24 protein-coding genes are annotated in these 21,145 nt (G+C 34.9%); 17 read left to right on the plus strand and 7 right to left on the minus strand.

Annotated elements, in window-relative coordinates:
* Nucleotides 1-85: 85 nt before the first annotated feature.
* Nucleotides 86-2,194, plus strand: coding sequence for a polyphosphate kinase (locus M1D66_RS07480; RefSeq protein ID WP_000421680.1), 2,109 nt, complete (start codon nt 86-88; stop codon nt 2,192-2,194).
* A gap of 161 nt (nt 2,195-2,355) precedes the next feature.
* Here the strand turns inward: M1D66_RS07480 and M1D66_RS07485 are convergent, their stop codons facing one another.
* Together M1D66_RS07485 and M1D66_RS07490 are read right to left on the minus strand one after the other, a co-directional pair.
* Nucleotides 2,356-2,592, minus strand: a complete 237-nt coding sequence (locus tag M1D66_RS07485; RefSeq protein WP_000283738.1) for a hypothetical protein — start codon at nt 2,590-2,592, stop codon at nt 2,356-2,358.
* A gap of 97 nt (nt 2,593-2,689) precedes the next feature.
* Nucleotides 2,690-3,547, minus strand: a complete 858-nt coding sequence (locus tag M1D66_RS07490; protein WP_002024756.1) for a metallophosphoesterase — start codon at nt 3,545-3,547, stop codon at nt 2,690-2,692.
* 231 nt (nt 3,548-3,778) lie between these two features.
* On the opposite strand from M1D66_RS07490, the gene fadH reads away from it, so the two are divergent.
* The 3 genes from fadH (at nt 3,779) to M1D66_RS07505 (ending at nt 6,687) form a co-directional block, all read left to right on the plus strand.
* Nucleotides 3,779-4,543, plus strand: a complete 765-nt coding sequence (gene fadH, locus M1D66_RS07495) for a 2,4-dienoyl-CoA reductase (protein WP_000660913.1) — start codon at nt 3,779-3,781, stop codon at nt 4,541-4,543.
* 255 nt (nt 4,544-4,798) lie between these two features.
* Entirely contained in the window at nt 4,799-6,016 is a 1,218-nt protein-coding gene (locus tag M1D66_RS07500) for an EAL domain-containing protein (RefSeq protein ID WP_000564306.1), read from the plus strand.
* A 182-nt stretch (nt 6,017-6,198) separates the two neighbouring features.
* Nucleotides 6,199-6,687, plus strand: a complete 489-nt coding sequence (locus M1D66_RS07505) for a DUF3993 domain-containing protein (RefSeq protein WP_001233805.1) — start codon at nt 6,199-6,201, stop codon at nt 6,685-6,687.
* An 81-nt stretch (nt 6,688-6,768) separates the two neighbouring features.
* Here the strand turns inward: M1D66_RS07505 and M1D66_RS07510 are convergent, their stop codons facing one another.
* Nucleotides 6,769-7,005, minus strand: a complete 237-nt coding sequence (locus M1D66_RS07510) for a glutaredoxin family protein (protein WP_000717875.1) — start codon at nt 7,003-7,005, stop codon at nt 6,769-6,771.
* Between the two features lie 233 nt (nt 7,006-7,238).
* Between M1D66_RS07510 and M1D66_RS07515 the strand changes: the two genes are divergently transcribed.
* The 10 genes from M1D66_RS07515 to M1D66_RS07560 all read left to right on the plus strand — a co-directional run bounded on the left by M1D66_RS07515 (nt 7,239) and on the right by M1D66_RS07560 (nt 14,296).
* On the plus strand, nt 7,239-7,475 hold the full coding sequence (locus M1D66_RS07515; RefSeq protein ID WP_000055151.1) for a YkuJ family protein: 237 nt from the start codon (nt 7,239-7,241) through the stop codon (nt 7,473-7,475).
* Nucleotides 7,476-7,716: 241 nt separating this feature from the next.
* Complete coding sequence (locus tag M1D66_RS07520) at nt 7,717-7,866, plus strand: hypothetical protein (protein WP_000440540.1); 150 nt, start codon at nt 7,717-7,719, stop codon at nt 7,864-7,866.
* 74 nt (nt 7,867-7,940) lie between these two features.
* Nucleotides 7,941-8,459 carry a ribonuclease H-like YkuK family protein gene (locus M1D66_RS07525; RefSeq protein WP_242555091.1) on the plus strand — a complete coding sequence of 173 codons (519 nt, stop codon included), beginning with the start codon at nt 7,941-7,943 and terminating at the stop codon, nt 8,457-8,459.
* A gap of 120 nt (nt 8,460-8,579) precedes the next feature.
* The gene (gene abbA, locus M1D66_RS07530) at nt 8,580-8,771 is read left to right on the plus strand and encodes an antirepressor AbbA (protein WP_001188692.1); all 192 of its coding nucleotides are present in this window, start codon (nt 8,580-8,582) and stop codon (nt 8,769-8,771) included.
* 168 nt (nt 8,772-8,939) lie between these two features.
* Nucleotides 8,940-9,383 (plus strand): cyclic-di-AMP-binding protein CbpB, encoded by a 444-nt coding sequence (cbpB, locus tag M1D66_RS07535; RefSeq protein ID WP_000623579.1) that lies wholly within the window; start codon nt 8,940-8,942, stop codon nt 9,381-9,383.
* A gap of 179 nt (nt 9,384-9,562) precedes the next feature.
* Nucleotides 9,563-10,447 (plus strand): LysR family transcriptional regulator, encoded by an 885-nt coding sequence (locus M1D66_RS07540; RefSeq protein WP_001987174.1) that lies wholly within the window; start codon nt 9,563-9,565, stop codon nt 10,445-10,447.
* A 71-nt stretch (nt 10,448-10,518) separates the two neighbouring features.
* Nucleotides 10,519-11,241, plus strand: a complete 723-nt coding sequence (gene dapD, locus M1D66_RS07545; protein ID WP_000783241.1) for a 2,3,4,5-tetrahydropyridine-2,6-dicarboxylate N-acetyltransferase — start codon at nt 10,519-10,521, stop codon at nt 11,239-11,241.
* A gap of 63 nt (nt 11,242-11,304) precedes the next feature.
* Nucleotides 11,305-12,435 (plus strand): N-acetyldiaminopimelate deacetylase, encoded by a 1,131-nt coding sequence (locus tag M1D66_RS07550; RefSeq protein WP_000218672.1) that lies wholly within the window; start codon nt 11,305-11,307, stop codon nt 12,433-12,435.
* Nucleotides 12,436-12,681: 246 nt separating this feature from the next.
* Nucleotides 12,682-13,548 (plus strand): cytochrome c oxidase assembly protein, encoded by an 867-nt coding sequence (locus M1D66_RS07555; protein ID WP_001167324.1) that lies wholly within the window; start codon nt 12,682-12,684, stop codon nt 13,546-13,548.
* An 82-nt stretch (nt 13,549-13,630) separates the two neighbouring features.
* Nucleotides 13,631-14,296 (plus strand): potassium channel family protein, encoded by a 666-nt coding sequence (locus tag M1D66_RS07560; protein ID WP_000504032.1) that lies wholly within the window; start codon nt 13,631-13,633, stop codon nt 14,294-14,296.
* A 43-nt stretch (nt 14,297-14,339) separates the two neighbouring features.
* Here M1D66_RS07560 and rnjA read toward each other — a convergent pair whose 3' ends face one another.
* Both rnjA and M1D66_RS07570 read right to left on the minus strand, forming a co-directional pair.
* On the minus strand, nt 14,340-16,007 hold the full coding sequence (gene rnjA, locus M1D66_RS07565) for a ribonuclease J1 (protein WP_000670377.1): 1,668 nt from the start codon (nt 16,005-16,007) through the stop codon (nt 14,340-14,342).
* 4 nt (nt 16,008-16,011) lie between these two features.
* Entirely contained in the window at nt 16,012-16,224 is a 213-nt protein-coding gene (locus M1D66_RS07570; RefSeq protein WP_000576435.1) for a DNA-dependent RNA polymerase subunit epsilon, read from the minus strand.
* 547 nt (nt 16,225-16,771) lie between these two features.
* Here M1D66_RS07570 and M1D66_RS07575 point away from each other — a divergent pair.
* Complete coding sequence (locus M1D66_RS07575; RefSeq protein ID WP_000998268.1) at nt 16,772-17,545, plus strand: Cof-type HAD-IIB family hydrolase; 774 nt, start codon at nt 16,772-16,774, stop codon at nt 17,543-17,545.
* 60 nt (nt 17,546-17,605) lie between these two features.
* Here M1D66_RS07575 and def read toward each other — a convergent pair whose 3' ends face one another.
* Nucleotides 17,606-18,160 (minus strand): peptide deformylase, encoded by a 555-nt coding sequence (def, locus tag M1D66_RS07580; RefSeq protein ID WP_242283228.1) that lies wholly within the window; start codon nt 18,158-18,160, stop codon nt 17,606-17,608.
* Nucleotides 18,161-18,330: 170 nt separating this feature from the next.
* Nucleotides 18,331-18,477 (minus strand): YjcZ family sporulation protein, encoded by a 147-nt coding sequence (locus M1D66_RS07585; protein WP_000274562.1) that lies wholly within the window; start codon nt 18,475-18,477, stop codon nt 18,331-18,333.
* A 514-nt stretch (nt 18,478-18,991) separates the two neighbouring features.
* Between M1D66_RS07585 and pdhA the strand changes: the two genes are divergently transcribed.
* Nucleotides 18,992-20,107 carry a pyruvate dehydrogenase E1 component subunit alpha gene (pdhA, locus tag M1D66_RS07590; protein WP_000536895.1) on the plus strand — a complete coding sequence of 372 codons (1,116 nt, stop codon included), beginning with the start codon at nt 18,992-18,994 and terminating at the stop codon, nt 20,105-20,107.
* 3 nt (nt 20,108-20,110) lie between these two features.
* Complete coding sequence (gene pdhB, locus M1D66_RS07595; RefSeq protein ID WP_000068168.1) at nt 20,111-21,088, plus strand: pyruvate dehydrogenase complex E1 component subunit beta; 978 nt, start codon at nt 20,111-20,113, stop codon at nt 21,086-21,088.
* The last annotated feature ends 57 nt before the right edge of the window (nt 21,089-21,145 follow it).

Below are 21,145 nucleotides of genomic sequence, written 5' to 3' on the forward strand. Positions count from 1 at the left end.
AATTTACACTTTGTAATATTGTAATTTGATAAAATGAAATTAACTAAATTATAGTAAAAAAGTTTCAAGGGGAAGTGTGAAGAGAATGGAATTATTGAAGGGGAATGCAGTAAATTTAAATGATACAGCTTATTACAATAATCGAGAGTTAAGTTGGTTAGCATTTAATGAACGTGTCTTACAAGAAGCGCAAGATGCAAATAATCCACTTTTGGAAAGATTGAAATTTATTAGTATTTTTAGTTCGAATTTAGATGAATTTTTTATGGTACGTGTAGCGGGATTAAAGGATCAAGTGAGTGCTGGATTTAATCAACCAGAAAATAAAGCTGGCTTAACACCGAAAAAGCAATTAAATAAAATTGCGATAAAAGCCCATGCACTAATGACAGTACAATATGATACATTTAAAAATTATGTATTACCAGCGCTTGAGTTAGAGGGAATTGAACGTTTAACATTCAATGATTTGACGAAAGAGCAGCGAGAATTTATAGAAGAGTATTTTGACGAGCAAATTTTTCCGGTGTTAACTCCTGTAGCTATTGATGCATATCGCCCATTTCCAATGTTATTAAACAAAAGTTTGAATTTGGCTACTCTTTTATATGATGAGAAGCAAGCGGAAGAAGAAAACAGGACGAAGTTAGGGATTGTACAAGTTCCTTCATTACTTGAGCGCTTCATAATTTTACCGAGCGAAGGGCAAAAGCATAAATTTATTTTATTAGAAGACGTAATTAGTAGCTTTACTCATAAATTATTTACGGGATATACAGTATCATCTGTTACTCGTTTCCGTATTACACGCAATGCAGATTTAACGATTCATGAAGAAGGTGCGAGAGATTTATTAAAGGTAATTGAAAAAGAATTAAAAAAGCGTAAGTGGGGTGCTGCTGTACGTTTAGAAGTTGGGAAAGAACACATTGATGAAAGAGTATTAGCGTTATTATATGAGGTTCTGGAAGTAAAAGATGAAGATGTATATATAATGGATGGCCCATTAGATTTGACATGTTTGTTTTCTTTATATAAAAAACTAGCTCCTTTATATGAACATCTTGTATATCCAGCTCTTATTCCGCAACCGCCTCAAGATTTAGGTGATGAAGAAGATGTATTTGAAAAAGCAATTGAGCATGATATTTTATTACATCATCCTTTTGAATCATTTCAGCCGGTAGTTGATTTTGTCCGTGATGCGGCAGACGATCCGAATGTACTTGCGATTAAACAAACGTTATATCGTGTAAGTGGTGATTCACCGATTATTCAGGCGTTAAAGATAGCGGCTGAAAAGGGAAAACAAGTGACGGTATTAGTTGAATTAAAGGCAAGGTTTGATGAAGAAAACAATGTTCACTGGGCTAAAGAATTGGAACAGGCAGGCTGTCATGTTATTTACGGTGTCAGTCACTTGAAAACACATAGTAAAATTACGCTAGTTGTAAGGAGAAAAAACGGAAAAATCGAAAGGTTCGTACATCTCGGAACTGGGAACTATAATGATGCAACAGCGAAGTTATATACTGATTTTGGATATATTACATCAAGAAAAGATTTTGGGGTCGATGCAACCAATTTCTTTAATTATTTAAGTGGTTATACAACAAAGCCACATTTTCATCATTTATCGGTTGCTCCATTTGATATAAGAGAGCAATTTATGGATTTAATAGATGAAGAAATCCGTTATCATAGGCAATATGGAAATGGATATATTATCGCTAAGATGAATTCATTAACAGATAAACCGTTAATAAAAAAAATGTACGAAGCATCACAAGCTGGAGTAAAGGTAGAGCTCATTGTTCGAGGAACATGTTGCCTACGACCTGGTATTCCAAATGTAAGTGAAAATATTCGTGTAGTTAGTGTTGTTGGAAGATATTTAGAACATAGCCGTATTTATTATTTCCATCATAATGGGGAGGAGAAAATATATTTATCTTCAGCTGATTTGATGACGCGAAATATGGAGAAGCGAGTGGAAATATCTTTCCCGATATTAGATATTGAAATGAAGGCACGAATTAAGGCGATTTTACAGCTTACATTAGCTGATAATGTGAAAACACGTGAACAAAATAAAGATGGTGATTACTATTATGTTATTAATGGTAGTACAGAAGAAATTGATAGCCAAGTGAAGTTGTTTAAGATGGCGTATCAAAATACAGACGCTGAATAATGAAAAAAAGTAAAAACCTCTTATCTCCATAAGAGGTTTTTACTTTTTTCTACTCATATGCTCCAAAAATGGAAGGATGAGTAGAAACAATAGTTTTATTATAAGCGTGTAATGAGATGGCTCGTTGAGAGAATAATATTTGAAAGAATCGTTACTTTAACCTAGTAATAGTATGGTTGCTGACATGGTCCACCGTAACAAGGATAAGGTGCTGGCGGCGGGAAAGGTGGTGGATAAGGTGGATAAAATGGTCGAGGGCCGAAAGCTAATGCTCCGCCGAGCAATCCACCAGCAATTCCAGCTAGAAAGGGAACGCCAAAAAACGGGAAGAAGCGTGAGTCGCCTACTGGACCAATAGGTGCTGAACGAACTGGAATTGGTTGATAATATGGATACATGAACATACCTCCTTTATTGGACTCACTTTTATCATATGGTAAACGAAACATGGATGAGCGCGTACAAGAAAGGATATGTAAGAAAATAGGCGAATTATTACGAATGTTGGAGTGTGAAAATTGTGATTTCAGGTTTTGACATGAAACGAAATGGGACACGTGTTCTTCCAAGACCTCGATTGACATAGAGAGTTAAATCTTGCATCGTATAGAAGCCTTCAATATAGTCTTTGGCGAGTGATGGTGTAATAATAGCCCCTAAAAAAGGAATTTGTACTTGTCCGCCATGGCTATGACCAGAAAGTTGCAAGTTGATTGGATATTTGGAAATTTGCGGCGCGATATCTGGCTCGTGAACAAGAACGATGTTATAAGTATTTTGCCGTGCATGTTGTAATGTTTTCTCTATTTTTGGTTTGCCTAGTAGTATATCATCGAGACCGAAAATAGAAATTTCACTATTATCCATTAGACGAATTCTTTTTTCACTATTTAGCAATAGTTCAAATCCTGATTCACGCATGATGTGCTCATAGTATTCAGTTCCATATCCACCGTGATCATGGTTACCATAAATAGCGAATTTACCGAAGGGGGCTTGTATATTTTTTAAAATGGATGCGACAAAAGGAGTGTCAGTATACGTTTGATAATTATCAATGAGATCTCCGGTAAAAAGGACAATATCTGGATTTACAGCATTAATTTTAGAAACAACTTGAGATAAATGTTGAAGCGAGAAATAGTATCCGAGATGTAAATCGCTGAATTGAAGAATTTTCATACCATGAAAACTTTTTGGGATGAGTTGTGATTTTAATGTGTGCTGTGTAAAAGAAATGAAATGGGGTTCTATATATTTAGCATAGTAGTATCCGATGCCACTGGTTATAAATGAATAGAGACAAGTACGCATACCAATTTTCAAAAAATTTCTTCTTGTAATGTGCGTCATAAAAATATGAGTATACCTCAATGTTTTTATTCCATTTACAGGCTACTCAAATCTCCTTTCAGTTTATTTAAAAATATACTTTACATAATAAAAAATTAGTATAGATTACGAAAAAAATGAATAAAAAGAAAGTTCTTTACATTAAAATATCAGAAAAGTTTAAAAATATAAAGATTTCTATTAAATAAAGTGATAAAATGAATGTGTATTCATTTTTTGGAGGGGATGTATGTGAAAGAAAAGGTAGTTATTATAACAGGTGGATCGAGTGGAATGGGAAAAGGAATGGCGACTCGCTTTGCAAAAGAAGGGGCACGAGTTGTTATTACAGGACGTACAAAAGAAAAACTAGAGGAAACAAAGTTGGAAATTGAACAATTTCCAGGGCAAGTATTACCTGTACAAATGGATGTAAGAAATACGGATGACATTCAGAAAATGATTGAACAGATTGATGAGAAGTTTGGTCGAATTGATGTTTTAATAAATAATGCAGCTGGAAACTTTATTTGTCCAGCAGAAGATTTATCCGTGAATGGCTGGAATTCGGTCATTAATATTGTATTAAACGGTACATTTTACTGTAGCCATGCTGTCGGAAAATATTGGATTGAAAAAGGTATAAAAGGGAATATCATTAATATGGTAGCAACATATGCATGGGATGCAGGTCCAGGAGTTATTCATTCGGCTGCAGCGAAGGCAGGAGTATTAGCGATGACGAAGACGCTCGCTGTTGAGTGGGGACGTAAATATGGAATACGAGTTAACGCTATCGCTCCAGGACCAATTGAACGTACGGGCGGTGCTGATAAATTATGGATTTCAGAAGAAATGGCTAAGCGTACGATACAAAGTGTTCCGCTTGGAAGGCTGGGTACGCCAGAAGAAATCGCTGGTCTAGCTTATTATTTATGCTCAGATGAAGCTGCGTACATAAATGGAACTTGCATGACAATGGATGGAGGACAACATTTACATCAATATCCATTTTAAAAGGGATAAAAAAATGAATGTTTGATTCATTTTTTTACGGTTAAATGTGACGGAATTGTGACATATGAAAGAAAAGTGTTTACAAGAGGTCATATATACGTTATATTTAAGACCTCTTTTTTCTTCATAGTAGAATTGCTAATTCCCCTTAGCATTTTACCCCTCTAATCCCTTCAGGAAAACTGAAGGGATTTTTTATTATTTTTCCGTAAATATCATGTTATAATTTTTGAAAAGTAAAGGGAGGGAAGCACGTTGATAGATGCATTAGATGTAATGAGTAACTTGGATAAAGTCCTTCCTTATTATCAAGCTATTTTTAGTGCTGATGAGCATACTGTAATTGGATATGAAGTAGTAGGACGTATTCAAACAGAAGAGGGCATACAAAGTTTAGCTTCTTTCTTTCACGATGATTCGATTCCAAGTGAATTTCAACTGGAAGCGGATAATATTATAGTAGAAAAAGCTTTAAATCGTTATTTAGAAAGCGATCAAAAATTATTATTATTTATACATCGGAATGCTAATGTATTAATGAATGATGATGATGAAAGCTTGCTTCAACTTTTATTGAGGTATGAAGAACAAGGTTTAAATTTAAAACAAATTGTTTTAGAGATTACAGAGCATGAATGTAAAGAAGATATAGAGCAATTTAATCATTTGCTTATGTATTATCGTACATATGGTATTCAAATTTCGATTAATAAAGTCGGAACGGGTACAAGTAATTTAGAGCGTATTAGCGTGTTAGCACCTGATATTTTAAAAGTAGATTTAACGAACTTAAGGCAAACAGCACTTTTACAATCTTATCAAGATATTTTATATTCTTTATCATTACTTGCTAGAAGAATTGGTGCAACTTTATTATATGAAGAAATAGATGCTTTTTATCAACTGCAATATGCTTGGAAGAACGGCGGAAGATATTATCAAGGTAATTATTTAAAAGAATGTTTACCTGATTTTATTGAAACGAATGTTTTGAAAGAGCGACTAGGTAATGAATGTCATCAGTTTATTCAGCATGAAAAGAAGAAGTTACAAAAAATTTATAATTTAACAGAGATGTTACGCGATCGCATTGGCGATGTTTTATCAAAACAAAAAAAGAATGAAGATATAAATGATTGGTTATTACAATTTAGTCAAAGTGTATCACAGTGTAGTTTTCGTATATTTATTTGTAATGAAGATGGTTTCCAACAATCAGGAAATGTTATGAAAAAAGATGGAGAATGGATTGTGATGCCGGATTATTATATGAAGAACTGGAGCTGGCGCCCGTATTTTCTCGAGAATATAATGAAAATGCGTTTTGAGAATAAGGCGAGGCTTTCAGATTTATATGCAGATATTGAAACGGGAGAAATGGTACGAACATTTTCTTTCCCGATTGATGATGACAACTTTTTATTTATAGATTTATCTTATGAATATTTATATGAAGAAGATGTTTTATTTTAATGCACGAAGAGATTCGTGCATTTTTTGTTTGTTTTTATCATAAATTGGTAATAGTGAAAATGGTGATGAAAATGCTGTCTATCGTTGTAAAGATTTTACGAACGAAATCTGTCCTTTCTTTGCATAATCATTGTTACAATGAATACTACAAAGACAAGTTCTTTTAAAAGGAAGGTGAAAAAATGAGGAAATATGGAATATGGCTTGTTCTATTTGTATGTGTTGCCTTTCTAGTTGGTTATAGTGTTACGACTGTTTTAGGAAAAGAGGAAGTGGAAGTCGATCGGAAAGAAGTATTTACAACGATACAAAAAGGCTATGAAACCCAGTTTTCAATTCGTGGGAAGCATTTGCCGATGAATAAGATGATAGAGACGTTATCACCGTATTTTACAGATAATTTCCTTCAAGTATTTACAGATGAAAATAGCAGAAGTGATAAACAAAGTGGTGAATATTTACTTCCGGCAAAAGAAGCACCGTTTTCTTTTAATTCAGAAACGAAAATGTCGTATGATCAAGAGCATAAAAATTTATATGTATATGAGCGGACAAAAAGTGGACAATATCAAATTGTAACATTGAAAAGGGATCAAGATAAATGGAAGTTAGCAGGATATCATGAAAGTCAGGAACTTTTAACTGAAATAAAAAGGTTGCAACAATTATAAAGTGAAACTTTTAATCAGTGGGTGGGAGTTTTACTACCTACAAATAGCGGGATAAGAATAGGAATAGGTATTTACCTATTCCTATTCTATATTGAGTAGTTGTTGTAACTTTTCAATTTGAAAACCTGCAACTACTTCGCCATCAATTACGACTGTTGGAGTTGAATAAGAATCATAGTCGTATAAAAGACGATTGCGAGCAGCAGCGTCTTTTTTTACGTCAAATTCTTCATATGCAACGTTATTATGCTTCAAAAATTCTTTTACAATAACACATGGCGGACAATCGGGTTGTGTATAAACCTCAATTTTTTTCATTGTAATTCCTCCTTTTTTCTGTTTTTTATTATATTCTTCCAGTATAAAAACCGCAATAATGAAGGAGAAATATGTTCTTTCTGTTTTTTCCTTCGCATTTCGACAAATTTTTAGTTGAGTTTCTGGCCAATAACCTTTATCCTAGAGTGTGGAACATTTTTTCTGTTATGACGGATAGAATGAGTATAGCTGTAAAACCTATTGGTAGGAAGATCAGAGAAAGGAGAGATTTCATGTCTCTACTCCAAGGAATTTTAACTCGACTTGTTAGTCTACAAGAACAAGCTGAAAGCGGTGAAGTAGCACAACGCTATTTTGAAGTGAACGGTGAGCGCAAATGTAGCGTGAAATTTTTCGATAAAAGTGAAATGTATGAGTTAGAAGTGTATCAACAAGGTGAAAAACCTCAAGTATATCAATTCGATAATATCGATATGGTTGCAATTGAGATTTACGATATCATTTCTTGATACATATAAAAAAGGTACTGCCACATGGCAGTACCTTTTTTAGTTCTATTACTTTCTAGCATAATGTATAGAAGTTTTTTATTTTTCCTACAATGGTATTAAAATGAAAATTTAATCCGTGCAAGTTTGCTTATCCATGTGGATAATTAGTCCCGTCAACCGGGTGAATATGTGAAGCTAAACTTCTCACTATCGCTGGGTTTTGCAAATAGCGGGAGAAATATAACTAGGAGGTTATCGTATGGAACGTTTACCAGTTGTGATTTGTCCTAATTGTCAAAGTTCTGCTGAGATTATTCATGTATTAACGGCTCAATCTAATCAAAATGTAATTTATACGTGCCAAGTTTGTCACTTTGTAATTCGAAATATTGAAACGAATAAAGGATAGGAAGTTATAATTTTAGTTTTTGTCCCATACAATGAGAATACGAAAAGTCTGTCTAATTGAAAGGACGTGACTCTGTGGACGGTGCACATAAATTTTACAATGTTTCAGAGAGACATTTAAATTTTGATATGGTCTTTAACCGTATTTGTAGTTTCATTGAAAAGGATCCGCGAAATTTGTATCGATTATCCATTGGGACAGACTCGCAAGCGCATCAAAAGGATACGAGGTTTATTACAGCAATCCATATTCATCGTGTTGGAAAAGGTGCCTGGGGTTGTTTACACCATAGATCAGTAAAAGATAAGCCAGCGACCTTACGTGAGAAAATATATTTAGAAACGCAGTTTAGTCAAGAAATCGCATATCTATTTACGCCTACTCATATACAAACAATATGGGAGTTATTGCATCCTTATGCTCAAGATGGGGCTGGATTCATAATGGAAATTCATTTAGACATTGGGAATGATGGCTTAACAAAAGAATTTATTTTAGATATGACAGAAAAAATTCGAGCGATGGGATTAACTGCAAAAATTAAGCCGGATGCTTATGCGGCGTTTAGCTATGCAAATCGATATACGAAATGATTTTTTTGTATGTGTACGATTGTTACATATCTTTTAATAAAAACTGAATATTACATCTATTAAATAGGTTGAATTTTTTATATAATAAGAGTAACGATGCGAGTGTAAGGAGAGGGGTATATGCAAAGGGAAGTTGTTTTAACGAAGGAAGAAGAAAGTTTACTACTAGATATTTTATTTCAGCAAAATTACGCAAGTGAAATTTTAGCTGTGGAACTTACAGATATTGAGAATGGTTTGAAACAGACAGATGTGATGCAATATAAAAAAATCACAAGGTTATTTTACAGATTAAAAAATAAAGGGTATTAAGCGCTACCGGAATGGTAGTCTTTTTTTTGTGCGGTATGCTAAAATAGCTGTGTGATTGTATTTTTATTGAAATAAATTTAGGACAAAATAATAATATGAAAACGCTGTCATAAAATGTGAATAGAGTTGTGAACATAAGCAGGAAAAAGGGAAAATGGGGGATGTAATATGATTAGTATTCCGAAAGACGAATTTCAACAAATTCTTGTGAAGGATTTAATGATTTCATCGGAAAAAGTAGCTCATGTCCAAATTGGAAATAGTTTAGAACATGCTTTACTTGTTCTTGTAAAATCTGGATATTCAGCGATACCTGTCTTAGATCCAATGTATAAACTACATGGTTTGATTAGTACTGCCATGATATTAGATGGTATGTTAGGATTAGAACGTATTGAGTTTGAAAGGCTCGATGATATGAAAGTAGAGCAGGTGATGAAAGAAGATATACCTGTTCTTAAATTAGACGATTCATTTGCAAAAGCTTTAGAAATGACAATTGATCATCCTTTTATTTGCGCTGTTAATGAAGAAGGCTATTTTGAGGGTATTTTAACACGTCGAGCTATTTTAAAATTGTTGAATAAGAAAGTAAGGCAACATAATCGATAAAGTGAAAAAAGTGACTTCATAGAAACGAAGAAGTCACTTTTTTTTCGTGCATATCACTTGTGTATGTATTATATTTAAAAAGACATAAAACATAAGGAAAGTTTGCGCTGGACAATTGTATTTTCTGAATGAAAGCATTCGGGTAAATTAAGGATGAAAAGCTTATTGAAATAAGGTGTATGGAAGCTAAGGAAAGAGGGAGAAAGTTGCAAATTGATGATTTTCAAATGATGGTTGTGTTAGCTCAGGAATCAAATATGAGAAAAGCGGCGGAACGTTTATTTGTTTCCCAACCTGCGCTGAGTCAACGATTACAATCTATGGAGAAACAATGGGGAATGAAGTTTTTTATTCGCTCACAAAAAGGATTGACAATTACACCTGAAGGGGAAAAAGTTGCAAATTATGCCAAAGAAATGTTGCAAAGGGAAGAAGATATAAAAAGTGAGCTGGCTGTTTTCAGAACGGAAACTCATGGAACGTTAAAAATAGCTGTTGCATCAGTTATTGGTCAATATTGGCTCCCTCCTGTTTTGAAAAAGTTTGTGCATAAATATCCTTCTGTAAAGATATCGCTGTTTACTGGATGGAGTAGTGAAGTGCAAAAGCAGTTTTATGAAGGAGACGTGCATGTTGCTATACTGAGGGGAACACAAGAATATAAAGGTCAGAAGCAACAATTATTTGAAGATGAACTGTATTTAGTTGATAAAGAAATAAAAGATATTTCGATGTTAAAAGAAACAAATAGGCCGTTCATTCAATTTAAAAGTGACTCGACTTATTATGGACAAATACAAAATTGGTGGTATGGTTTATTTTCTAATCCGCCTAAGCGAACGATTGTAGTTGACCAAATTGAAACATGTAAACAACTTGTTTTAAATGGTATAGGTTATGCCCTTTTACCTTCTACTGTTTTAAAGGAAGTACAGGAAAATATGTATAAAACACCTGTTCAACTGACGAGAGAAACATGGTTGTTAACAAGTGACTCGGCAAGGCAGTTGAAGCAAGTACAAGCATTTTTAGAAATTATAGAAGAAATTCAAAGGGAAAAATAAGATTATTATCTTGCTACTCGCTCTTTCGTTTGGTAGAGTAACATTATAAATGGATTTAGGAGGCAACAAGAATGAAAATGATGGACGCTAACGAAATTATTTCGTTTATTCAAAAAAGTGAAAAGAAAACTCCTGTAAAGGTATACATAAAAGGGGATTTAAAAGAAGTAACATTCCCTGAAACAGTACAAGCATTTGTGAATAAAAAATCAGGTGTATTATTCGGAGAATGGTCTGAAATTAAGACAATTCTTGATGAGAATAATAAGCACATCGTTGACTACGTTGTAGAAAACGATCGTCGTAATTCTGCAATCCCAATGCTTGATTTAAAAGGTATTAAAGCTCGCATCGAGCCAGGTGCTATTATTCGTGACCATGTTGAAATTGGTGACAACGCTGTAATTATGATGAATGCAACAATTAACATTGGTGCTGTAATTGGTGAAGGTTCTATGATCGACATGAACGCAGTACTTGGTGGACGTGCAACAGTCGGTAAAAACTGTCACGTAGGTGCAGGTGCTGTACTTGCAGGTGTTATTGAGCCACCTTCTGCAAAACCAGTTATCGTTGAAGACGATGTAGTAATCGGTGCAAATGTAGTTGTTTTAGAGGGTGTTACAGTAGGTAAAGGTGCAGTTGTAGCAGCGGGAGCTGTTGTAACAGAAGATGTGCCTCCATACACAGTTGTTGCAGGTACTCCAGCACGTGTAATTAAAGAAATTGATGAGAAGACAAAAGCAAAAACAGAAATTAAACAAGAGCTTCGTCAATTAAACCCAGAGAAATAAAAAGTAAAAAAAGCGTAAGAGCGTAAATGGGCTCTTACGCTTTTTATAGATAGAGGTGCAAAAATGACAGTAAGCAAATTTGTCCAAATTCGTAGAGATCTACATAGAATTCCAGAAATCGGATTTAAGGAATGGAAAACACAACAGTATATTTTAGATTATATAGGAACACTTTCTCATGAATTTGTGGAAGTGAAGACATGGAAAACGGGTGTAATCGTTAAAGTAAATGGAAAAAATCCCGAAAAAATAATAGGTTATCGTGCAGATATAGACGGTTTACCAATTACAGAGGAAACTGGATACGAGTTTGCTTCTATTCACGAAGGAATGATGCATGCATGTGGCCATGATGTACATACAACAATCGGTTTAGGCCTTCTAACGAAAGCTGTGAGCGAAAGAATAGATGATGACCTTGTATTTCTATTCCAGCCAGCAGAAGAAGGACCAGGCGGTGCTCTTCCTATGTTAGAAAGTGAAGAGTTAAAAGAATGGAAACCGAATATAATTCTTGGTCTTCATATTGCACCAGAATACGCTGTGGGGACAATTGCAACGAAAGAAGGACTGTTATTTGCCAATACTTCAGAATTATATATTGATTTAAAAGGGAAAGGTGGCCATGCTGCCTATCCGCATACTGCAAATGACATGATTGTTGCAGCGAGTCATCTTGTTACACAGCTACAATCCGTTATTAGTCGGAATGTAAATCCTCTTGATAGTGCAGTAATTACAATCGGGAAAATTACTGGTGGTACGGTTCAAAATATTATTGCAGAAAAATCTCGTTTAGAAGGAACGATTCGAACATTATCAGTGGAATCAATGAAGCGTGTGAAAAGCAGAATTGAGTCAATTGTTGCAGGTATCGAAGCTTCTTTCCAGTGTGAGGCGATTATAGATTACGGAGCAATGTATCACCAAGTATATAACCATGAAGAGTTAACGAGAGAGTTTATGGAATTTGTACATAAACAAACTGATATGAATGTTATTACATGTACTGAGGCAATGACGGGTGAAGATTTTGGTTATATGCTTCGAGAAATCCCTGGATTTATGTTTTGGCTTGGAGTAAATTCAGAATATGGTTTACATCATGCAAAATTAAAACCAGACGAAGAAGTGATTGAAAAGGCAATTACATTTTTAAGCCAATATGTAAAGTGGAAAGGGAATAGAAAATAAAACTTCCACTTTCTTGAAGGTTCCAAAAAACTTTTTGTTCTGAGGTGTAAGTAACGCTCGTATAGATTGATTTTAGACATTTACATACAAATGGAAGAATTAAAGTTAATTGTACTGTTTTAATAATGAGCAGGGGGTTTAGCCACTGCTCATTATTAATTATTTGACTAACTTATATATGTTTACTTTTAGTATGAAAAGTGTGTAAAATCAATGTGAAACATAGAAAAAAGGGTGGGGAATTACGTGCAAATTAGCAGTGCGATTTTATGTTTCGTCTTATATGCGTACGTTATTATTGCGGCGGTTTATTTTGGGATAAGTTTTTATGCCTATCGTCTAGTAGATAATAATGAATATGACGAAACATACAAATGGGTGAAGAGATATTTATCACCTGTACTAGAAATTATGAATGGGTTTGTGCTCTTTTTATTTATTGGATTAATTGCTTTCTCAACGAGTTTAGTAGGGAATAAAACTACGTTATTTGTATTGGGTATCATTATTTTTATGTTGTTAGGAATAAGGATTGGTAATACGGTCTTTTGGAATGAAAGAAAAGTAGATGGTTGGACGGGAATGTTAATTCCGTGCATGTTAGCTGCAATCGTGACAAATATAGAGCATGAATATTATCAATTACATTTTTGGCTTATTATCGTTTTAACAATTCTTTCTGTTTTGTATATAAGCACAGTAGTACTAACATATATTGCACATGAAAAAGGAGATGTTAAAGGCACTCGTTTCTTTAGAGGACGGGCATTATTTTGGAGTGTGCCGACGATGGTAGTTATCGCGCTTATTGCGATATTAGTAAATGGATATCAATTTTCTAATTGGCAACTATTTTTAGAAAATTGGTGGATCTTTATCTTTTCGTTTATTGCTTTTTTAGGTGCAACGCATTATTTATTCCATCAACATCATTACATATGGGCGTTGTTATTTGCATTCACACAGCTTCTATTTGCCTTTTTTGGTCAAGAAACATTATTATTCGTTTTTGAAACATTTAGTTCTTTTGGAAATATATTTGTATTTGCTATGCTACTTGTTGGTATCGCTTTTTACTTGCAACAATATTTTTATATACAAAAACAAAAATAAGAGCTAATTACAGTTTTTGTGACGCATATAAAGTGTGTTACACTGAAAATAAATAGTACTTGAAGTTATTGGAGGAATTCCCGTGGGTGAGAAAGAAAAAGAATTTGCTGTCATTGGACTTGGTCGCTTTGGTGGAAGTATTTGCCGAGAACTAGCTCAATTAGGAATGGAAGTAATGGCAATCGATTCAGATGAGGATAAAATTAATGAATTTGCAAATATAGCTTCGCATGCTGTAATTGCAGATTCAACAGATGAGATGGTATTAAAAAGCCTTGGTATTCGAAATTTTGATCACGTAGTCGTTGCTATTGGAGATAATTTAAATTCAAGTATTTTAACGACTTTGATTTTGAAAGAGTTGGGTGTAAAAAATATTACTGTAAAAGCTCAAAATGATTATCATGAAAAAGTGTTAAGTAAAATAGGGGCAGATCATATTGTGCATCCAGAACGTGATATGGGAAAAAGGATTGCTAATAATATTGCATCAAGCAATGTGCTAGACTACCTTGAGCTTTCAGATGAGCATAGTATTGTAGAGATTATTGCGAATAAAAAAATTGATGGGCACTCTTTAATTGAATTAGATATTCGTGCGAAGTTTGGATTGAATATTGTAGCAATTAAACGAGGCAAAGAAGTTATCGTATCCCCTCGAGCTACGGAGAATATTCAAGCAGGAGATATATTAATTGTCATTGGTCATGACGATGAAGTGGATCGATTTAAACACTTTTTAAGATAAGAGAAAAGAAAAGGACAATGCCTTCATGGCATTGTCCTTTTTCTTATATTTCCATAATGATTGGTAAAATCATTGGACGACGTTTCGTTTTCTCATATAGGAATGGGGCTAATGTGTCTGTAATTTCATTTTTAATTTCAGACCATTGTGTTGTTTTACGCTCCATTACTTTTTCTAAATGAGTTGTAATTAATGTTTGTGCATCATTGATTAAATCGCTACTTTCACGCATGTAAACGAAACCGCGTGAGATGATATCAGGTCCTGCTGCAACTTTAAATTCTTTCATATCAATGCTTACAACTACAATTACAAGTCCTTCTTCAGAAAGGATACGACGATCGCGTAATACGATATTGCCAATATCTCCAATACCGTTTCCATCAATGTAGACCGAACCAGATGGGATTTTTCCAGCTACGCTAGCTTCATCCGAACGTAAAGCAAGAACATCGCCATTATCCATAATGAAGCAATTTTCTTCAGGGATGCCACAATCATTTGCTATGTTCATGTGCATACGCTGCATACGATATTCACCATGAATTGGCATGAAGTACTTCGGTTTAATTAGACGTAACATTAACTTTTGTTCTTCTTGTCCACCGTGTCCACTTGTATGGATATTTGAAAGTTTCCCGTGAATTACATCAGCGCCAGCGCGGTACAACATGTTAATTGTACGACTTACGCTAATTGTATTTCCTGGAATTGGTGAAGAAGAGAAAACAACTGTATCTCCAGGAATAATTTGAATTTGGCGGTGTGTACCATTTGCAATACGTGAAAGTGCTGCCATCGGTTCACCTTGACTACCTGTACATAAAATAACAACTTTATTAGCTGGTAAGCGGTTTAGTTGAGATGCATCTATGAATGTATCTTTCGGGCAACGAATATAACCAAGGTTTTGTCCAATTTCAATCGCTGCTTCCATACTTCGACCAAACACAGCTACTTTACGGTTGTTTTCAACAGCAGCTTCAACAACTTGTTGTAAGCGGTGAATATTTGATGCAAAGGTTGCGAATATAATCCGTCCTTCTACTTTACGGAAAATGTCTTGAATACTATCACCAACGCGACGCTCAGACATAGTAAAGTTTGGAACTTCACTGTTCGTACTATCAGATAATAGACATAGTACGCCATCTTTACCGATTTCAGCCATTTTTGTTAAATCAGCTGGTTCACCAACTGGTGTGAAGTCAAATTTGAAGTCACCTGTATGAACGACTTGACCTTGAGGTGTTTTCACAACAACGCCGTACGAATCTGGAATACTGTGAGTTGTACGGAAGAAGGATACAGACGTTTTTTTGAATTTAATAACGTCATCTTCTTGAATCTCGTAAAGTTTTGCTTTACGAAGTAAGCCGTGTTCTTCTAATTTGTTTTTGATGAGTGCAATTGCTAATTTTCCGCCGTAAATTGGAATGTTCACTTGACGTAATAGGTAAGGGATTCCGCCGATATGATCTTCGTGACCATGTGTAATGAATAACCCTTTAATTTTATCTTCGTTTCGCACAAAATAAGTGTAGTCTGGTATTACATAATCGATTCCGAGAAGTTCGTCCTCTGGAAATTTAATTCCAGCATCAATTATAATAATTTCATCTTGAAATTGAACAGCGTATGTATTTTTACCGATTTCACCAAGCCCACCGAGAGCAAATACAGCAACTTGGTCGTTTTTTAGAAATTTCATATCGCTATACGATTTCCGCTAATGTTAAATCAGCGTTTTCTTTTTCATATTCAAGATGAGCGCCAGTAACAGACTGAACAAACTCGATATTATATGCGAACTTATTTAATTTTGTACGAACATCCTTTTCAGACGTAGCCTCTAAATATAAAACTTTTGTATTTTCACGTACTGGAACCTCAGTTAATTTTTCTTGATAAAATACTTTAAAAATCATTTGGAAAACCTCTCCTTGTCTATGTTTTGCATTATCTGTTACTTATTATAAAGCAAACAGTCACGATTTTCATGTTTTTTCGAATGAGAATGAAGAAAAAGCCCGAAATGGGCACAATTTAAGCGACTGTCTTTTTACGGACTAGACCATTTAAATAACGCTTGAGCTTTTTCTTCAGCTTCTTCAGCATGATTACTCCTTCCTTTCCTTATTTTAAACATGCCTATTACTAGTGAAAACTCTATCTCTGATATAAGAGATAGGACAAAAGTGAATGGTGAATCTTGTCCTTTCCCATACAGTGAAAGTTATTCTATAGTAACGATTAGTAGCCGTTAGTTATAGGTATAGTATGAGGAAGAATGGAAAAGAAAATTCATACGAACAAGTATCCACATGTTTTACTAATATATATATGCAAAGTTTACAAATAAGGTCAGAAAGGGAACGCTTTCTTCACAGATGTTTAATATGTTATACTTTTTTTTAGAATTTGAAAAGTGATATTCAAAATAGGAATATAGAGTGCCAGAAAGGATTTTGACAAATGAATGATAAAATTGTCTTTTTTGATATTGATGGAACATTATTAGATCATGATAAAAAAATTCCGCAATCTACACGAGATGCAGTAAAACAGTTACAAGAAAAAGGTGTACATGTAGCAATTGCGACAGGGCGCGCGCCATTTATGTTCGAAGATATTCGTAAGGAACTTGATATACATAATTATGTTAGTTTTAATGGACAATATGTTGTCTTTGAAGATGAGGTAATATTTAATAATCCGTTACATCCAGATGCTTTACATAAGTTTACTCAGTTTGCAAAACAAGAAGGATATCCACTTGTATATCTTGACCATCAAGATATGAGAGCATCAGTGGAATATCATGATTATGTGAAAGAAGGCTTTGGAAGCTTAAACTTTGAGCATCCAGCATATGAGCCTAATTTTTATGAGGAACGTAATATTTATCAAACACTACTTTTTTGTGAAGTAAATGAAGAGGAAAAGTTTATTAATCATTATCCAGATTTCCATTTTATTCGTTGGCATGCATATTCAATGGATATCATTCCGAATGGTGGTTCTAAGGCAAAAGGAATTGAGAAATACATTGAAAAGTTAGGTTTTAATCGTGATCAAGTGTATGCATTTGGAGATGGCTTAAATGATTTAGAAATGATCGAAGCCGTTGGCACAGGTATTGTGATGGGAAATGGCCATGAAGACTTGAAAAAACTTGCAAATCATGTGACAAAGGATGTTAATGAAGACGGTATATATCATGGACTAAAGTGGGCTGGATTGCTATAAGTGAATATGGAACCCATTTCATAATAAAAAGGCGGAAGATTAACTTCCGCCTTTTTATTATTATCGCTCTAGAGGTTTGGAATCATCAGGAGCGGCAAAAGGATTTTCTTTATTGATATGGTCATAGAACATAACGCCATTTAAATGATCAATCTCGTGTTGGAATACGATTGCTGGTAAACCTTTTAAACGTAATTTTACTTCTTCTCCGTTAATAGAAGTTGCTTTTACTGTAATTCTTGTATAACGAGGAACATAACCAGGTACTTCGCGGTCTACAGATAGACAGCCTTCACCACCCTGTAAATATGTACGTTCAACAGAATGGCTAATGATTTTTGGATTGAATAATGCATGGCTATATAATGTACCATCCGCATCGGTTACATGAACTGCAATCATTTTTTTTGAAACACCGATTTGCGGAGCCGCTAATCCGATTCCAGGGCGTAAACTATATTTTTCAGCCATTTCAGGATCTTGGCTATTTATTACGAATTCAATCATTTCTTTTAAGGTAGTTGTATCTTCTTCGCTTGCCGGTAAGGACACCTCTTCTGCAATGTTGCGCAAAATAGGATCTCCTTCGCGAATAACATCTTTCATTGTAAGCATATGTAATCTCTCCTTTCCTCTTTAGTCTACCAAAGGAGATGGAAAAAGTCATCGGCAAGAAAGGGAAGGCATTTTGGAAATCGTTCTATTATAGAGTAGTTATGTATGTGATAAACAGAAAAAGACGGCAAAGCCGTCTTTTTTCTTTCCATAGTTGTTTCGTTTTACAATTAGCGAATGCAAGCAGCACCAACGATAATTAAAAGAATAAACAACACAACGATTAAGGCGAAGCCGCGTCCAGACCCGCCACAAGAACCGCCATAACCGTAGGAAGGATATGAACAAGTTGGATAGCAATATGAGTATCCGTACATGAGATGACCTCCTTTATCATTTCCCGCTAATACTGCGGTTACTATAATGTATGGAAGAGAGGGTAGAAATGTATAGGTATTTACCTAAAAAAGGAAGAGTAGTTTGTATATTTTTGTTATGAAGAGAGAAAAACTAAAGAGAATTAAATCGTTTACATATTATTCTAAGAGAAAAAATAAGTGAAAAAGGGAATAATATAACAGTAGGTCAATGCTTACTAATACAGATGTAAAAAATAAAAACATGTTTGTGTAGTAGAAACCTGCATATTATTTATAAAAAAACGTATTCAAAGTAATTGACATCGTAATTAGAATAGTTGTAAACTAAAAAACGTGATCAAGATTGTATTAATATGTTTCTGAAAAAACATTAGTACAGATTGTTAGGTACACAAAATTATTCTCAACCGACATACAAACATGTTGGTTTACATCGTTGCGCTTTTTAAACTGGAAAATAGCCAGTGAAAGCGTTTCAGAATATGGTTCAAGAGAGGAAGAGGTGAACGGAATGGGTACTAAAACAAAAAAGACCCTATTTAATGTTGATGAGCAAATGAAAGCTATCGCAGCTCAATTTGAAACATTACAAATTTTAAATGAAAACGGTGAAGTTGTGAATGAAGCAGCTATGCCTGAATTATCTGATGATCAATTAAAAGAATTAATGCGTCGTATGGTGTATACTCGCGTATTAGATCAACGTTCTATTTCTTTAAACCGTCAAGGACGTTTAGGTTTCTACGCACCTACAGCTGGACAAGAAGCTTCTCAATTAGCAAGTCATTTCGCACTTGAAGCAGAAGACTTCATCTTACCAGGATACCGTGATGTACCACAATTAGTATGGCACGGATTACCATTATACCAAGCATTCTTATTCTCTCGTGGACACTTCATGGGTAACCAAATGCCTGAGAATGTAAATGCATTAGCTCCACAGATCATTATCGGTGCGCAAATCATCCAAACTGCTGGTGTTGCGTTAGGTATGAAACTACGTGGTAAAAAATCTGTTGCAATTACTTACACTGGTGACGGTGGTGCTTCACAAGGTGACTTCTACGAAGGTATGAACTTTGCAGGTGCATTCAAAGCTCCAGCAATCTTCGTTGTTCAAAACAACCGTTATGCAATCTCTACTCCAGTAGAAAAGCAATCTGCAGCTAAAACTGTAGCACAAAAAGCAGTAGCAGCAGGTATTTACGGAATTCAAGTAGACGGTATGGATCCATTAGCTGTATACGCAGCAACTGCTTTCGCTCGTGAGCGCGCAGTAAATGGCGAAGGCCCTACTTTAATCGAGACTTTAACATTCCGTTACGGTCCACATACAATGGCTGGTGATGACCCAACTCGTTACCGTACAAAAGATATCGAAAACGAATGGGAACAAAAAGACCCAATCGTACGCTTCCGTAAGTTCTTAGAAGCTAAAGGCCTATGGTCTCAAGAAGTTGAAGAGACAGTAATCGAAGAAGCAAAAGAAGATATCAAACAAGCAATTGCTAAGGCTGACCAAGCTCCAAAACAAAAAGTGACTGATTTAATGGAAATCATGTACGAAAAAATGCCTTACAACTTAGCTGAACAATATGAAATCTACAAAGAAAAGGAGTCGAAGTAAGCCATGGCTCAAATGACAATGATTCAAGCAATCACTGATGCTTTACGCGTTGAAATGAAAAATGACCCTAACGTACTTGTATTTGGTGAAGACGTTGGTGTAAACGGCGGTGTATTCCGTGCTACTGAAGGTTTACAAGCTGAATTTGGTGAAGATCGTGTAATGGATACTCCACTTGCAGAGTCTGGTATTGGTGGACTTGCAGTTGGTCTTGCACTTGAAGGATTCCGTCCAGTTCCAGAAATCCAATTCTTCGGTTTCGTTTATGAAGTAATGGATTCAATTTCTGGTCAATTAGCTCGTATGCGTTACCGTTCTGGTGGACGTTGGACTGCTCCAGTAACAGTTCGTTCTCCATTCGGTGGTGGTGTTCATACTCCTGAACTTCATGCTGATAGCTTAGAAGGATTAGTGGCTCAACAACCTGGTCTAAAAGTTGTTATTCCATCTACTCCATACGATGCTAAAGGTCTTTTAATCTCTGCGATTCGTGACAACGATCCAGTTATCTACTTAGAGCATATGAAATTGTACCGTTCATTCCGTCAAGAGGTACCAGAAGGTGATTACACAATTGATTTAGGTAAAGCTGATATCAAACGTGAAGGTACAGATGTATCTGTTATCGCTTACGGTGCTATGGTTCACGCTGCATTAAAAGCTGCTGAAGAACTTGAAAAAGAAGGTATCTCTTTAGAGGTTGTTGACTTACGTACAGTTCAACCATTAGATATCGAAACAATCATCGCTTCTGTTGAAAAAACAGGTCGCGTAGTTGTAGTTCAAGAAGCTCAAAAACAAGCTGGTATTGCAGCTAACGTTGTAGCGGAAATTAACGACCGTGCAATCTTAAACTTAGAAGCTCCAGTTGTACGTGTTGCAGCTGCTGATACAGTATTCCCATTCTCTCAAGCAGAGAGCGTATGGTTACCAAACCACAAAGATATTGTTGAAGCTGTAAACAAAGTAATGAACTTCTAATTTTTAGCTTTTCATGTGCAAAAGAAATCAGCACATGCTGGTTTCTTTTGTACATAT

The sequence above is a fragment of the Bacillus sp. PK6-16 genome (assembly GCF_056530295.1).

Excerpts from the sequence above, each read along its gene's own strand:
- dapD (WP_000783241.1), top strand. The coding sequence starts at position 10,519 with ATGAAAATGATGGACGCTAACGAAATTATTTCGTTTATTCAAAAAAGT.
- pdhB (WP_000068168.1), top strand. The coding sequence starts at position 20,111 with ATGGCTCAAATGACAATGATTCAAGCAATCACTGATGCTTTACGCGTT.
- M1D66_RS07585 (WP_000274562.1), bottom strand. The coding sequence starts at position 18,477 with ATGTACGGATACTCATATTGCTATCCAACTTGTTCATATCCTTCCTAC.
- pdhA (WP_000536895.1), top strand. The coding sequence starts at position 18,992 with ATGGGTACTAAAACAAAAAAGACCCTATTTAATGTTGATGAGCAAATG.
- M1D66_RS07510 (WP_000717875.1), bottom strand. The coding sequence starts at position 7,005 with ATGAAAAAAATTGAGGTTTATACACAACCCGATTGTCCGCCATGTGTT.
- M1D66_RS07575 (WP_000998268.1), top strand. The coding sequence starts at position 16,772 with ATGAATGATAAAATTGTCTTTTTTGATATTGATGGAACATTATTAGAT.
- M1D66_RS07550 (WP_000218672.1), top strand. The coding sequence starts at position 11,305 with ATGACAGTAAGCAAATTTGTCCAAATTCGTAGAGATCTACATAGAATT.
- M1D66_RS07515 (WP_000055151.1), top strand. The coding sequence starts at position 7,239 with ATGTCTCTACTCCAAGGAATTTTAACTCGACTTGTTAGTCTACAAGAA.
- M1D66_RS07570 (WP_000576435.1), bottom strand. The coding sequence starts at position 16,224 with ATGATTTTTAAAGTATTTTATCAAGAAAAATTAACTGAGGTTCCAGTA.
- M1D66_RS07540 (WP_001987174.1), top strand. The coding sequence starts at position 9,563 with ATGGAAGCTAAGGAAAGAGGGAGAAAGTTGCAAATTGATGATTTTCAA.
- M1D66_RS07505 (WP_001233805.1), top strand. The coding sequence starts at position 6,199 with ATGAGGAAATATGGAATATGGCTTGTTCTATTTGTATGTGTTGCCTTT.
- M1D66_RS07520 (WP_000440540.1), top strand. The coding sequence starts at position 7,717 with ATGGAACGTTTACCAGTTGTGATTTGTCCTAATTGTCAAAGTTCTGCT.
- def (WP_242283228.1), bottom strand. The coding sequence starts at position 18,160 with ATGCTTACAATGAAAGATGTTATTCGCGAAGGAGATCCTATTTTGCGC.
- rnjA (WP_000670377.1), bottom strand. The coding sequence starts at position 16,007 with ATGAAATTTCTAAAAAACGACCAAGTTGCTGTATTTGCTCTCGGTGGG.
- M1D66_RS07480 (WP_000421680.1), top strand. The coding sequence starts at position 86 with ATGGAATTATTGAAGGGGAATGCAGTAAATTTAAATGATACAGCTTAT.
- abbA (WP_001188692.1), top strand. The coding sequence starts at position 8,580 with ATGCAAAGGGAAGTTGTTTTAACGAAGGAAGAAGAAAGTTTACTACTA.
- M1D66_RS07485 (WP_000283738.1), bottom strand. The coding sequence starts at position 2,592 with ATGTATCCATATTATCAACCAATTCCAGTTCGTTCAGCACCTATTGGT.
- M1D66_RS07490 (WP_002024756.1), bottom strand. The coding sequence starts at position 3,547 with ATGACGCACATTACAAGAAGAAATTTTTTGAAAATTGGTATGCGTACT.
- cbpB (WP_000623579.1), top strand. The coding sequence starts at position 8,940 with ATGATTAGTATTCCGAAAGACGAATTTCAACAAATTCTTGTGAAGGAT.